The organism is Actinobacillus ureae ATCC 25976 (assembly GCF_000188255.1).
Classification (GTDB): Bacteria; Pseudomonadota; Gammaproteobacteria; order Enterobacterales; family Pasteurellaceae; genus Actinobacillus; species Actinobacillus ureae.
The window spans coordinates 943,506-957,098 of record NZ_GL831080.1; the positions used below are offsets into that span (position 1 = coordinate 943,506).

10 protein-coding genes and 2 pseudogenes are annotated in these 13,593 nt (G+C 40.0%); 10 read left to right on the top strand and 2 right to left on the bottom strand.

Annotated elements, in window-relative coordinates; all coding sequences use genetic code 11:
- The first annotated feature begins 463 nt into the window (after positions 1–463).
- From HMPREF0027_RS04580 to tsf, 8 genes and pseudogenes are all read left to right on the top strand, one after another.
- Positions 464–1,345 (top strand): extracellular solute-binding protein, encoded by an 882-nt coding sequence (locus tag HMPREF0027_RS04580; RefSeq protein ID WP_420834421.1) that lies wholly within the window; start codon positions 464–466, stop codon positions 1,343–1,345.
- 133 nt (positions 1,346–1,478) lie between these two features.
- Entirely contained in the window at positions 1,479–1,634 is a 156-nt protein-coding gene (locus HMPREF0027_RS13125; RefSeq protein ID WP_005622614.1) for a hypothetical protein, read from the top strand.
- Between the two features lie 84 nt (positions 1,635–1,718).
- A complete protein-coding gene (locus HMPREF0027_RS13130) occupies positions 1,719–2,045 on the top strand; it encodes a hypothetical protein (protein ID WP_420834418.1) in 327 nt (108 codons plus the stop codon).
- Positions 2,033–2,671 (top strand): annotated as a pseudogene (locus HMPREF0027_RS13135) (ABC transporter permease); the annotation flags it as partial. The gene HMPREF0027_RS13130 and the pseudogene HMPREF0027_RS13135, both read left to right, overlap by 13 nt.
- A 243-nt stretch (positions 2,672–2,914) precedes the next feature.
- A complete protein-coding gene (locus HMPREF0027_RS04590) occupies positions 2,915–5,041 on the top strand; it encodes a TonB-dependent siderophore receptor (RefSeq protein ID WP_005622620.1) in 2,127 nt (708 codons plus the stop codon).
- A gap of 103 nt (positions 5,042–5,144) precedes the next feature.
- On the top strand, positions 5,145–6,929 hold the full coding sequence (locus HMPREF0027_RS04595; RefSeq protein WP_005622622.1) for an ABC transporter ATP-binding protein/permease: 1,785 nt from the start codon (positions 5,145–5,147) through the stop codon (positions 6,927–6,929).
- A gap of 263 nt (positions 6,930–7,192) precedes the next feature.
- Positions 7,193–7,909, top strand: coding sequence for a 30S ribosomal protein S2 (rpsB, locus tag HMPREF0027_RS04600; protein WP_005622626.1), 717 nt, complete (start codon positions 7,193–7,195; stop codon positions 7,907–7,909).
- A 96-nt stretch (positions 7,910–8,005) separates the two neighbouring features.
- A complete protein-coding gene (gene tsf, locus HMPREF0027_RS04605; RefSeq protein WP_005622628.1) occupies positions 8,006–8,851 on the top strand; it encodes a translation elongation factor Ts in 846 nt (281 codons plus the stop codon).
- A gap of 132 nt (positions 8,852–8,983) precedes the next feature.
- Here the strand turns inward: tsf and HMPREF0027_RS04610 are convergent.
- A pseudogene (locus HMPREF0027_RS04610) lies at positions 8,984–10,539 on the bottom strand (phosphoethanolamine transferase).
- A 109-nt stretch (positions 10,540–10,648) separates the two neighbouring features.
- Between HMPREF0027_RS04610 and pyrH the strand changes: the two are divergent.
- Together pyrH and frr are read left to right on the top strand one after the other, a co-directional pair.
- A complete protein-coding gene (gene pyrH, locus HMPREF0027_RS04615) occupies positions 10,649–11,362 on the top strand; it encodes a UMP kinase (RefSeq protein ID WP_005622634.1) in 714 nt (237 codons plus the stop codon).
- Positions 11,363–11,518: 156 nt separating this feature from the next.
- Positions 11,519–12,076 (top strand): ribosome recycling factor, encoded by a 558-nt coding sequence (gene frr / locus HMPREF0027_RS04620; RefSeq protein WP_005596791.1) that lies wholly within the window; start codon positions 11,519–11,521, stop codon positions 12,074–12,076.
- Between the two features lie 76 nt (positions 12,077–12,152).
- Here frr and pdxR read toward each other — a convergent pair whose 3' ends face one another.
- Positions 12,153–13,553: a MocR-like pyridoxine biosynthesis transcription factor PdxR gene (pdxR, locus tag HMPREF0027_RS04625; RefSeq protein ID WP_005622635.1), complete on the bottom strand. Its 1,401-nt coding sequence runs from the start codon at positions 13,551–13,553 to the stop codon at positions 12,153–12,155.
- Positions 13,554–13,593: the final 40 nt, after the last annotated feature.

A 13,593-nucleotide genomic window follows, 5' to 3' on the forward strand; every position in this document is an offset into this window, starting at 1 on the left:
CCGAAAAGCGAGTAATGGAAAAATGAGCAGAATTCTGTAAAATACAATTATAGTAAAAACAATGCCCTTATCGAAATAAGGGCATTTTTGTACGGTTTTGTTTAAATTTTGGTCTTTGTGCAACTGCTACATAATACCGAAATTTCTTGCAAAAACAACCGCTTGCTATTTTATTAGCATTATTTGTAAATCTGACTCTGTTAAAATATTAATTTCTGATTATTTGAATCATACCTGTTTGTCTTGAAAATGACGCACAGTTTTCTGTAAATAAAAAGGATAAGCATAATGAAAGTAAAACTAAAAACGTTGGCTCTAATCGCAAGTACAACATCGGCATTAATTAAGTGCGAACACAGCTCAGGCGGAGGGGCGTTTAACCGTTTATTGTACGGTGCAAAATGAGGTGTGTGAAAACTTAACTCAAAAGTTTGCGAAGCAATATCAGGTTTAAACGCAGTTTATCCACGGCGGTACCGGTACGATTTTCGGCAAAATTAAGGCGGAAAAAGACAATCCACAGGCGGATATTTGGGGCGGCGGTACGATTGAACCGCATTTCCAAGCCGGAAAACGTAGCTTATTAGAAAGTTATCGTCCGCCAAAACAAGCGGAGATTCTGCCGCAATTTAAATCACTAATGGAAAAATGTGGCGATAAAACCTCGATTATCTATATGTTAGTGTTGGGTTCTGGGGTAAATAGTGAGAAGCTACAGAAATTGGGCGTGAAAGCGCCGCAAAGCTGGGATGATTTGTTGAATCCGGCATTTAAAGGTGAGATTCAGCTGCCGGATCCCAGATCTTCAGGGACGACTTACACGATTATGGCAACGCTTATTCAAAAATTGGGGAAAGAAAAGGCGTTCGAGTATCTTAAGAAATTAAATGAAAACGTATCGCAATATGTAAAAAGTAACTTGGTGACGGCAAATCTTTCTCGAGGCGAAAGTAGCGCAAGTATCGGCTTTGTACACGCTTATGCTACGGAAAAGGAAAAAGGTGCGCCAGTTGAAACAGTGATTCCGGCAGGTAAAGTCGGTTATGCGTTGGGCGGAGCGAGTATTATTAAAAACGCACGTAATTTAGAAAATGCTAAATTATTTATGGATTACGTGTTAAGTGCCGAAGCACCGAAGCACCGAAGCACCGAAGCACAAGAATTACCGTGGCGAGAACATGGTGTATATCAGATTCCGACCAATGTGAATGCGAAGGCTTCGCCAAGTTCGGTAGATCCGAAAAAATTCGACTTATTGGATTTCGATTTTGATAAATTCGGTTCGAGTGAAGAAGGTAAGCGTTTAATTGATAAATGGCTTACTGAAATTAAATTAGCGAAATAATTTTCTCTTTGATGACAAGCGGTTGAATTTCTCCCAAATTTTACAGGCAATTTTTGCAAAATTTCAGCTAAATTTAACCGCTTATAAACCACGCTATGTCGTGGTTTATTTTTTTGAATAGCACAAATCTTTTATGTTACAACGTTTTTCTCATTCTTATTTTTGGATCTTATTAGCATTGCTTGCCTTTGCTTGTTTGCCATCGAAGGCGTTAGATTACGGCTTATTCAGTGCTACCAAAAGCGAATTTGTTGCGGCAATGGGCTGGAGTGACGTTAATATCAGTTGACTTTAGTTTGGCGGTTTACTGATTTTTCCGGCGTTTCGTTTCATAAAAGATCGCATCTTACGCAGCCGAATTGAATTGAGTTTGGTGTTGTTACTTACCTGCTTTCTATTATCTTCCGCCTCTTATCCTAACTATCGTTTCGGCTATGCAATTATTTTTCTTGCTTTAGCATTATTGGCAATCAGCAGCAATGTGTTGGCGAATTTAAAAGTGTTACAAGCGGAGCGCTTTATGATTGTGAGCTTGTTAGTGGTGGTATTAACGATAGCGCTTTTTATTTTATATCCGATCACCACAATTTTTAGCACGATGTTCAGCGAAGGTAATTCGTTTGCGATTCTTGAGCAAAGCTATATTTTACTCATTGTTTGGAACTCATTAAGCGTATCGGCAACCGTGGACAAGGCTTAGCTCAGGGCGGTTTCCCGTAATTGATTCAAACCCTGTTGTTTTCACTGATTGCCGCCCCAATCAGTGCAGTATTGGGATTATTGATTGCTTATTTGCTGACTCGCCGTACGTTTGTCGGCAAGCAAAGTTTGGAGTTTGTAACCTTACTTTGTTTTGTCGTACCAGGGACAGTTGCCGGCGTGTCTTATGTGGTGGCGTTTAATCATTCGCCGATTTACCTTACCGATACGGCGGCGATTATTGTCTTATCAATGGTAACTCGCAATATGCCGATTGGTATGCGAGCCTGTATGGCAGCATTGCAGCAATTGGATAAATTACTCGATGAAGCCTCGTTTTCATTAAGAGTAAGTTCGTTGAAAACTTTACTATTTGTAACCTTGCCACTGTTAAAGCCAGCATTTTTATCGGCATTGGTGACGAGTTTTGTCCGTTCCATGACGATGATTAGTGCAATCGTGTTTTTAGTTTCGCCAAGTACCCGAGTGGCGACATCTTATATTCTGAATAGAGTCGAAGACGGGGCGTACGGTCTGGCAGTGGCATACGGCTCAACGTTGATTATGGTGATGGTGTTAATTATCGGTTTATTCGGCTGGTTAATGAAGGATAAACAGCGTTTTTAAATTGTTAGTAGATTAACCACAAGCGGTTGTTTTTACTCAAACTTTTGCAAAATTTGAGCTAAAAATGACCGCTTGTTGTTTGCTTGGTAATTACTTTGTAAATAAAAGTAAATAATAAGGTACTCAGGGTGATTTCTATTGGAAAGATAGGTATGTTCTCAAATTTTGATTGAGAATTATTTTCAATAATTAAAACCTATTTATTGAGGTATTTTTTATTGATTATTTTATGGAAGTATTGGTATGAAATTCAAATATAGTGTGATTTATAGCGCATTATTTACGTTACCACAATCGCAAGCGGCAATGCTTGAACAAGTCAACGTGAGTGCGCAATTTGAAAAAGCAAAAGCGGCAGGCGATAAACAAAAAGAAATTGTGAATTTAAGCCTGCTTGGTAGACAGACTGCTTTTACTTCGCCGATTTCCGTAGTTAATTATGATGAGAAAGCGTTTGAAGATAAAGCACCTCGTAATGTAGTGGATGCGATTGCGAAAACTGATGCTTCGGTAATGAATTTCGGTGGTGAAACCAATACGTTATCCGGTGTGTATGTACGTAACTTGCAATTAGATATGCGCCAAGTAAGTGTAAACGGTTTGGCAGGTTTATATTCGACTTATAATTCGCCGACTGCAGCCGTGGCTTCGGCACAATTAATTAAAGGTGCTTCCACTGCAGCTACCGGTATGGATCCGGAAGGTTCTACCGGTGCCTCAATGAATATCGAAACCAAACGTGCAACTAATGAAGAGATTAATAAAATCGGTTTCGGCTGGTATAGCAATAATCGTTTACAAGAATCGTTCGATTTTGGTCGCCGTTTCGGTGCGAATAACGAATGGGGCGTACGTGTAAGCGGTAAATACCGTGACGGCGATACTGCACGTAACGATTACGATGAAATGAATAAAGAATTGGCGATCGGTACGGATTATCGTGGTGATAAATTACGTGTTGGCTTGGATTATATGTATAGCAAACGTGATATCGATGGCGGACGTGCTCGTTTACAGGAACTGCAAAATCTTGCTTATACTGTTCCTGTTGCGCCAAACGGTAAAACTAACTTAAATCCGCATTGGTTAGGACAGACTACCGAAGATGAAACCGTGATGGGGACTTTCGAATACGATTTAGCTTACGGAATGATGTTATCCGGCGGCTTAGGTCATATGGAATCTCGTTATTCGGGCGCATTCGGGCAAATTACTGCGCCTAAGCAGAACGGTGAATTTGAAGTAAACGGTATTCGTGGTATTGATTTCCGTTCTCGTAATACCAGCGGTAATTTGAAATTACAGGGCGACTTTGAAACGGGAGCGATTTCGCATAATTGGAATTTAGCTTTTGATTCGGTGGTACGCCAGCGAGATCATGACCAAAGCAGTAAAACCAATGGAAAAATTAAAGGTGGTACAATCTATGCACCAAGCTTTGCGCCGTTAAAAAACTTTGATTTAACTGCAAATACTCAAGGAGTGGATTCAAAGCTGAGTGCTAATAGCCTTGCCTTTGCCGATACCTTAGGTTTTACTGAAAATAGCGTTCGTCTAACTTTGGGCGGCCGCTTCCAGTGGATTAAGCAACAGGATAAAAAAGCCGGTACGGAAGTGAAAGCGGATCGCTTTAGTCCGATGGTAACCCTTGCTTATGTGCCAAATCCGGATTTGGTACTTTACGGTAACTATTTGGAAGATTTAGAGCCGGGTAATATTGATGCGGAAACCGGTGAGATGAATAGCCCGCGTGTTAGCAAGCAAATCGAAATTGGTGTGCGTAAAAACTGGGATAACTGGCTAACGACCACGCTAAGTGCGTATGAAATTCGCCGCCCGGGGATTATTCGTGGTAATAAAGCCGCACTGAAAGCACTTGCGGGTAAAGAGCATGGCAAAGAACGTAACCGTGGGATTGAATTTAATACTTATGCGAGTTTGTTCGATAATACGTTACGTCCATCATTAGGTTTGACTTATAACCAAGCGAAATTATTTGATTTCCCAACCTATAAGGATACTTTTGTTGACGGCGTACAAGTCACCAGCCCTCGTTGGATGGCGAAAGCTAATGTAGAATGGGATACGCCGTTTGTGGCTAACTTAACGCTGAATGCCGCATTACAATACTATGGAAAATCTTACCAAGATAGCGCAGCGAATTATCGCTTGCCGTCTTATACCACAGTAGATTTCGGTGCGAAATATGTAGTGAAAGTGGCTGACAAACAAACGCTGACTTTACGTGGTGGAGTGGAAAATGCCTTTAACAAACGTTACTGGCAGGTACAACGTGGTCAATATGACCGCAGTTTTGCCGTGTTAGGTATGCCTCGTACTTACTGGGCAAATATGGAATATTCATTCTAAATAGGCTTTGGCAAGCGGTCGGATTTTGCAAAAAATTTGCCAATTCCGACCGCTTGTTTTTTTGTGCGGAAACGCGATTTGTTATTTTTCAGACAGTGTTTAAATGAACTGGCAAACAGAATTAAATAATAGTTTTTTGTGGTTGATAAGTGCGCTTTGTTGTGTGTCTGCCGGACTTTTGCTGGCGGGCGGGTTACTCAAACAAACCGAATTTGGGCAGCGCTTTTGGCATATCACTCACCCTTGTTGGCAGAAAAGCCATAAAGGGAAAACGCTCGGCTTACTTTTATTGTTGATCTTTTTGATCCTACTGGAAGTACGTATCAGCGTACTCAATACCTTCTTCTACAACGGTTTATATAAATCGTTGCAAAACAAGGCGGTCGAGGCGTTTTGGTTTTTTGCCGGTATTAATGCGTTATTGGTGATCGTGAAGATTATTCACTCGATCATCAATTATTTTCTTACCCAATCGTTTGAAATTAAGTGGTTGGAAAAGCTCAACAGTGAGATGCTAAATCGTTGGTTGCAAAATAAAAATTACTATCTGCTACAGTATGAGAAAACGTTGCCGGATAATATCGATCAGCGTATTGAGCAGGACGCAACCGCTTTTGTTTCAGGAACGGTTGAAGTCACTCGAGGCGTGATTAATTCGATTGTCGCAACCATCGAGTTTACCATTATTTTATGGGGGCTTTCGGGACTGCTGACGCTATTTGGTGTAGATATTCCGAAAGGCGTTGTGTTCTTTATTTATCTGTTCATCATTTTTGCAACCGCTTTATCGGTTTGGATTGGACGACCGCTGATGCGTTTGAATTTTAATAAAGAAAAGTTGCAAGGGGATTACCGTTATTCATTGATTCGTGTGCGAGATAATGCCGAAAGTATCGCTTTCTATTCGGGTGAATTACGAGAACAGCATAATTTAACCGCTAAATTCGATTATGTCATTGCAAACCGCTGGAAGATTGTGCGCAAAATGTTAGGGCTGGACGGCTTTAATACCGGCGTAACACAAGTTGCGATGATTTTACCCTTGATGTTACAAGCGCCCCGTTTCTTCGCAGGGCAAGCAACATTAGGCGATATGCACCAAACGGTACAATCGTTTAATCGCTTAATGCGAGCTTTGTCTTTTTTTCGCTTGTTTTATGAAGAATTTACCCTATATCAAGCCCGCTTAAATCGTCTATACGGCTTTTTCACTACCTTGGATAAGCTCGACCAAATGCAGGTAAATGCGCCTTACCCGTGTTCAAGAGGTTTTGTGCTGAAAGATTTTGGGGTCAAAGACGCAAGCGGTCAAATTTTGCTGAAAAATATAAATATTGAATTACAAGCCGGCGATTCATTGTTGATTCAAGGCGCTTCCGGCAGTGGAAAAACCACTTTATTGAAAGCTTTGGCGGGGATTTATCCATTTGAAACGTTCGGAGTAGCAGAACGTGCTTGTTTAGAACAACCGCTATTTTTACCGCAACGTCCGTATGTACCGCAAGGTAGTTTACGTGAAGCGATTTGTTATCTGAATTTAGCTGTGACGAACGAACAATTAAAAGCAGCAATGCAACAGTGTTGTTTGAGCAAGTATGTGGATTCTCTGGATTTTGATACCGATTGGCAAGCAACTCTTTCACCGGGCGAATTACAACGAGTGGCTTTTGTGCGTATTTTATTAGCGAAACCGGAGTTGATCTTCCTCGATGAAACGACATCGGCATTAGATGAACCGACCGAAGCAATTTTGTATCGGACGATTCGAGAGCGATTACCGAATAGTATTATCATTAGCGTAGGGCATCGTTGTACTTTGCAGCAGTTCCACAATAAGCAGATCAATTTAACCGATCGTGAGCGCTGTGAGTGCATTAATTGCAGTTAATACAAGCGGTTAAATTTGCCGGTATTTTTGCAAAAAATCGCTGGTAATTTTATCCGTTTTTTGGCATAATTCGCCCCGTTTTTTGTCTGAAGAATTTTAGGCGAGAAACATTCATATTTATTTTTTAACACTAAAACACACACATATCGCAAGCTAATGATCGGGGTGCTACGTAAGTGGTTGATTTATTAGGATATGTGGAGGCTAAACCCCGCTTTGTCTTTCATAAGTGACAAAGCAAACAACATTTAAGGAAAATTCTTATGGCACAAGTTTCTATGCGCGATATGCTTAACGCGGGCGTTCATTATGGTCACCAAACTCGTTACTGGAACCCAAAAATGAAACCATTCATTTTCGGTGCGCGTAACGGTGTTCACGTAATCAACTTAGAAAAAACTTTACCTTTATTCAACGAAGCTTTAGCGGGATTAACTCGCATTTCAAGCAACAACGGTAAAATTTTATTCGTTGGTACAAAACGTGCAGCGTCTGAAGCAGTTAAAGCAGCAGCAGTAGATTGCCAACAATTCTACGTAAACCACCGTTGGTTAGGTGGTATGTTGACTAACTGGAAAACAGTACGTCAATCAATCAAACGTTTAAAAGATTTAGAAGCTCAAACTCAAGACGGTACTTTTGACAAAATCACTAAAAAAGAAGCGTTAATGCGTACTCGTGAGTTAGAAAAATTAGAGTTAAGCTTAGGCGGTATCAAAGATATGGCTGGTCTTCCGGATGCAATTTTCGTAATCGGTGCTGACCACGAACATATCGCAATCAAAGAAGCGAACAACTTAGGTATTCCGGTATTTGCTATCGTTGATACAAACTCTACGCCAGACGGTGTAAACTACATCATCCCTGGTAACGATGACGCAACACGTGCAATCCAACTTTACTTAGACGCAGCATCAGCAGCAGTTAAAGAAGGTCGTGGTTCAAACGTTGAAGCTGAGTTAGAAGCGACAGCTGAATAATCGTTATTAAGGCATAGCCCTTAAATCACTTTGGAGCAGGGGCGATTTTTTATCCCCCTGCTTTTCTTATCTAATTCAACCTTAGAGGAATACAAAATGGCTGAAATCACAGCATCACTCGTAAAAGAACTTCGTGAACGTACTGGCGCAGGTATGATGGAATGTAAAAAAGCGTTAGTTGAAGCAAACGGTGATATCGAATTAGCAATCGACAACATGCGTAAATCAGGCCAAGCTAAAGCGGCTAAAAAAGCAGGTAACGTGGCAGCTGAAGGTGTTATCTTAGCTCGCGTTGCTAACGGTTTCGGTGTGTTAGTTGAAATGAATTGCCAAACTGACTTCGTAGCAAAAGATGCTGGTTTCTTAGAATTAGCAAACGAAGTTGTCGATTACGCAGCAGCAAACAAAGGCATCACAATTGAAGCATTAGCGGCACAATTCGAAGAGAAACGTGTTACATTAGTTGCTAAAATCGGTGAGAACATGAACATCCGTCGTGTTCAATACTTAGACGGTAACGTAATTGCACAATACTTACACGGTGCGAAAATCGGTGTATTAGTTGCTGGTGAAGGTTCAGAAGAAGAATTGAAGAAAGTTGCAATGCACGTTGCAGCATCTAAACCAGAATTCGTAAACCCAGAAGACGTTTCTGCAGACGTAGTTGCTAAAGAACGTGAAATCCAAATCGAAATCGCGATGAACTCTGGTAAACCAAAAGAAATCGCTGAGAAAATGGTTGAAGGTCGTATGGCTAAATTCACTGGTGAAGTTTCATTAACTGGTCAAGCATTCGTAATGGATCCTTCACAAACAGTTGGTGCATACTTAAAATCAGTAAACACTTCTGTATCTAACTTCATCCGTTTAGAAGTTGGTGAAGGTATCGAGAAAGTTGAAACTGACTTCGCTGCAGAAGTTGCTGCAATGCAAAAAGTTTAATTTTCGGTATGAAAATAGAAAAAGCAGGCTTTGGCCTGCTTTTTTATTTCTATCTACCAATTGGTTAAGCGGTCATATTTGCTGAAATTTTTGCAAATTTTTTGCTAAAAATGACCGCTTGTTATCAGCTAACTATTTGGTTGGAATTACAATCGCCGGATCGGCTTTTTCTGGGATTTTTTCAATTACTTGCTTCAGTCCGTAATCGTCTTTATCGCTTTGACTACTAAATAAATCCGCTTGTGGATTTAATTTCTCATTAGTAATGCCAATCCATTTACCGATACCGTCAGTAAAGTTTAAACCGGATTTAAACACTTTATAAACGTGGCGTTCGGTATCATCGCTTGAAATTTTAAATAACGGTACGTCAAAGTGCAGCTTGCCTTGTGCGGTATTTAAAATATGGATGCCTTTATTGTCTTCACTATGGATTAAACCGTGGTCGGAAAAGTAAACCATGGAGAAGCTTCTGCCGCTTTTCGCTTTATTTTGATTTAACTCGTTATACAGTTTTTCCAATAATTCATCGGTTTTCTTCATCAAAGAAAGGTAACAGTTCACGTTGTGATATTTTTGCGCAATTTTGGCATCATCAAAGATTTTTGGGTAATCGGTTAGGCAATCGCAGGTAATCGAATGTGAACCATATAAATGTACCGCAATAAAGCGCTTTGCCTTGTGCCGCTTGTGAAATCACTTGGCTGAATTTCGGCAGTAATGCGAAATCACTGATATTTTGGCTAAATGAATTACCTGATTTGAGAAAGATCTTCTCATCGCTTTTGTTTGCCAATGAAGAAATAGGCGTATCAAAACGCCCTAAATAACCTTGATTGGAAATCCAGTAAGTTTTAATACCGGCGGATTTGACCAGCTCGACTAAATTTAAGCGGTAATTGCCTTCCCAAGGTTGAGTATTCGGCTTGGTGAGTAATAATTTGAGTGACGAAATGGTATTGGTTCCGTCAGCGGTGAATCCGTCAATTAGCGTACCTTTCGCGTTGCTCATAAACGGCGTATTTTCAACCGGATAGCCGTAAGCATGATGATAATCTTTACGGGCGCTTTTACCGATAACTAACACGTAATCATCATATTTTGAATCGCTAGAAAGTGTGGAATTGCCCCATTCGGAAGGAATCGCAGTACTGTTATTTAGCGCTTCTAATTCCTGTTTTACCTTCATACTTTCACTAAAAAATTCGTGAAAGAATTTGAAGGGAGCAAGGCTGAAAAGTGAAACCACTAATGAGCTAATAATAAATGCACGATTGTTCAAGAAATTAATCTGATGCTGTTTGGTAATTTTTCTGAAAAAAATGACCGCTAGTAAGATTCCGATAGTAATCAAATAGTTGCTAATCGGTAACTGAGTGAGAAACTCTCGTCCTTCCAGTAAATCGGTTGCAAATAATGAAGCAATATATTGATAAGACGGCGCACCGAAAGATAAGCCGATTGGCGTATATAGCATATAGCCGATAGTAATCGGTAATAATAATGCGTAGTACGAAATCTTAGAACTTCCGAGCGCAATAATTAAAATGATGGCGCATAGTATTTCAATAAGAATTAGGTGTAGGGAAGAAATCGGAACCTTTTAGCATAAAGTAGCCGGCGAAAATTGCTAAAAGCAGCGCAATAAAAGTATAGATGACTTGTTGTTTTGTTAATTTCTGTGTCATTTGCTATTCCAAGAAGTAAATATAATCGGTTGCTATTTCCTGATTAAACAGGATAGTCTATAATGGCGTAATTTTGTTTTTAGTCCATACAGCATAAGAGGCAATTAAAATGAGTAAACCAATCTACAACCGTATTTTATTAAAGTTAAGTGGCGAAGCGCTACAAGGTGATGAAGGCTTCGGCATCGATCCGTCAATTTTGGATCGTATGGCGTTAGAAATAAAAGAATTAGTAGAAATGGGCGTAGAAGTTGGCGTTGTGCTTGGTGGCGGTAACTTGTTCCGTGGTGCGAAATTAGCAAAAGCGGGTATGAACCGTGTTGTGGGTGACCATATGGGTATGCTTGCAACTGTAATGAACGGTTTAGCAATGCGTGATGCGTTACACCGTGCGGATGTAAACGCAAAATTAATGTCTGCATTCCAATTAAACGGTATTTGTGACACTTATAACTGGTCCGAAGCAATTAAAATGTTACGTGAAAAACGTGTGGTGATTTTTTCTGCTGGTACAGGTAGCCCGTTCTTTACTACGGATTCCGCAGCCTGTTTACGCGGGATTGAAATCGAAGCGGATATCGTATTAAAAGCAACGAAAGTCGATGGCGTATATGATAAAGATCCGGCTAAATTTGCCGATGCGAAACTTTATAATCAATTAACTTATGCGGAAGTGATTGATCAAGAATTACAAGTTATGGACTTAGCGGCATTTACGTTAGCACGTGACCACGGTATGCCGATTCGTGTATTTAATATGGTAAAACTGGGTGCATTAAAACAAGTAGTAACCGGTACAACCGAAGGTACGATTATTTCTTAATTATCTGAATACAGTAAAAGCGGGTCGTTTTTTATTGCTTATTATTCGCTGCGTTAATTTAACCAAATGAGAAATTTAGCGTTAGGACTATGAAAATGAAAGGGATTTAGGTAAACTTGAACAGTTTATTGACTCAAATATTGAAAGGAACAACAAATGATCAACGAAATTAAAAAAGATACTCAAGACCGTATGGAAAAGAGCCTGGAAGCGTTAAAAAGCCATATTTCTAAAATTCGCACCGGACGTGCGCAACCGAGCCTTTTAGACGGTATCCAAGTAGAATACTACGGTTCTGCAACACCGCTTCGTCAATTAGCGAACGTGGTGGCGGAAGATGCGCGTACTTTAGCGGTAAACGTATTTGACCGTTCTTTAATTAGCGCGGTAGAAAAAGCGATTTTAACTTCCGATTTAGGTTTAAACCCATCGTCAGCCGGTGCAACCATCCGTGTTCCGCTTCCGCCATTAACGGAAGAACGTCGTCGTGATTTAATCAAAATCGTAAAAGGCGAAGGCGAGCAAGGTAAAATTGCCATCCGTAACGTACGTCGTGATGCAAATGATCAAATCAAAGCGTTATTAAAAGACAAAGAAATCAGTGAAGACGAAGAGCGTAAAGCACAAGATGAAATCCAAAAAATCACTGACGGCTATGTGAAAAAAGTTGATGAAGTATTAGCGGCAAAAGAAAAAGAATTATTGGATTTCTAATCTTTGCGAAATAAAGAAAAAGGTACGTATTGCGTGCCTTTATTTTTGCCAAAAAATTGACAAATTTGACCGCTTGTTAGCAAGCAATATCCCAACAATGCAACAACTTATCTAATCCTTCCCGAAGCTGTTCTTCCGATAAATGGCCGAAGCCTAAACTAAATAATCTACGTTGTTGTTGATGAATCGGATAGACCTTAATTTTCTGTGCATTTGCCAATGTAACTAATTGATTTAATGATCTTGTTTCATCTAATAATTCGATCAGCAAATAGAAGCCGGAATGTTCGCCGTAATATTTAATCCGTTTGCTATAAGGGACTAACAGCTCACACAATAATTCCATTTTTTTGCGATATACCTTGCGCATGCGGTTGATATGTTTTTCGAATTCACCGGATTGAATAAATTTAGCTAACCTTTGCTGTTCCAATCGTGAAACAGACGCATTAAAAAATTCACAATATCGCTGATATTCGCGCAATAAATTGCGAGGTAACACCAAAAACGTAATCCGTAGCGAGGGCATCAGTAATTTGGAAAATGAGCCTAAATAGATCACTTTATCTTGCCTGTCTAAACTTTGAAGCGAGGGAATCGGTTTGCCGGTGTAGCGGAACTCGCTGTCGTAGTCGTCTTCAATAATGTAACGACCGTCTTGTGCTACTGCCCATTCGAGTAATTGTTGGCGTTGTCCGATCGTTAAAATATGACCGAACGGATATAAATGTGAGGGAGTTAAATAAGCGACGTTAATTCGGTTTTGTTCCAAGAAAGGAATGTCCAGCTGATAATTTTCCGAACTAAACGGCATTTTAACAATCGGCTTTTGGTAGAGATGCAGTAATTTTTCTACCGTAGGATAACCGTATGATTCCATCGCCCAATTCATAGTAGGGTTGAGTTGCTGAAATAATAAGATCAATTGCTGTAAGCAACTTTCTAAGCCCGCCCCGATCACGATTTGCTCCGGCTCGCAATTCACCCCGCGTGAAGCCAATAAATATTGAGAGATTTGCTGACGTAAATTGAGGTCACCTTGTTTATCGCCCATATTCAAAAAATCTTTATTTGCCCAATTCGCACATTTTTTCCAACGATTAAACGGAAAAGATTGGCTATCGATTTTATTCGGGTTGAAATCAATTTCATATTCGCTACAAGCGGTCGGATTTACAAAACTTTTTACGACATTAGTATGCGGATAAGCTAACTCTGCCTGAAAACAGACAAAGAAACCACTGCGAGGTTTGGATTCGATATAACCTTCGGCTAACAGCTGTGCATAGGCACTTTCCACCGTATTTTGGCTAATTTGCAAGTGTTCGCAGAGCTGACGTTTAGACGGTAATTTATCGCCAAGTTGCAATTCTTGGCTGTAAATAGACCGCTTGATTTGCTGATAAAGTTGTAAATAAAGCGGTGTAGCTTGTTGCTTATTGAGTAGATAGCTTAATTTTTTCACTTCTGACCTCATTAATATTTATTAAATTGATGCTTTTAATTATATCTGTTCG

Excerpts from the sequence above, each read along its gene's own strand:
- HMPREF0027_RS13125 (WP_005622614.1), top strand. The coding sequence starts at position 1,479 with ATGTTACAACGTTTTTCTCATTCTTATTTTTGGATCTTATTAGCATTG.
- HMPREF0027_RS04590 (WP_005622620.1), top strand. The coding sequence starts at position 2,915 with ATGAAATTCAAATATAGTGTGATTTATAGCGCATTATTTACGTTACCA.
- HMPREF0027_RS04595 (WP_005622622.1), top strand. The coding sequence starts at position 5,145 with ATGAACTGGCAAACAGAATTAAATAATAGTTTTTTGTGGTTGATAAGT.
- rpsB (WP_005622626.1), top strand. The coding sequence starts at position 7,193 with ATGGCACAAGTTTCTATGCGCGATATGCTTAACGCGGGCGTTCATTAT.
- tsf (WP_005622628.1), top strand. The coding sequence starts at position 8,006 with ATGGCTGAAATCACAGCATCACTCGTAAAAGAACTTCGTGAACGTACT.
- pyrH (WP_005622634.1), top strand. The coding sequence starts at position 10,649 with ATGAGTAAACCAATCTACAACCGTATTTTATTAAAGTTAAGTGGCGAA.
- frr (WP_005596791.1), top strand. The coding sequence starts at position 11,519 with ATGATCAACGAAATTAAAAAAGATACTCAAGACCGTATGGAAAAGAGC.
- pdxR (WP_005622635.1), bottom strand. The coding sequence starts at position 13,553 with ATGAGGTCAGAAGTGAAAAAATTAAGCTATCTACTCAATAAGCAACAA.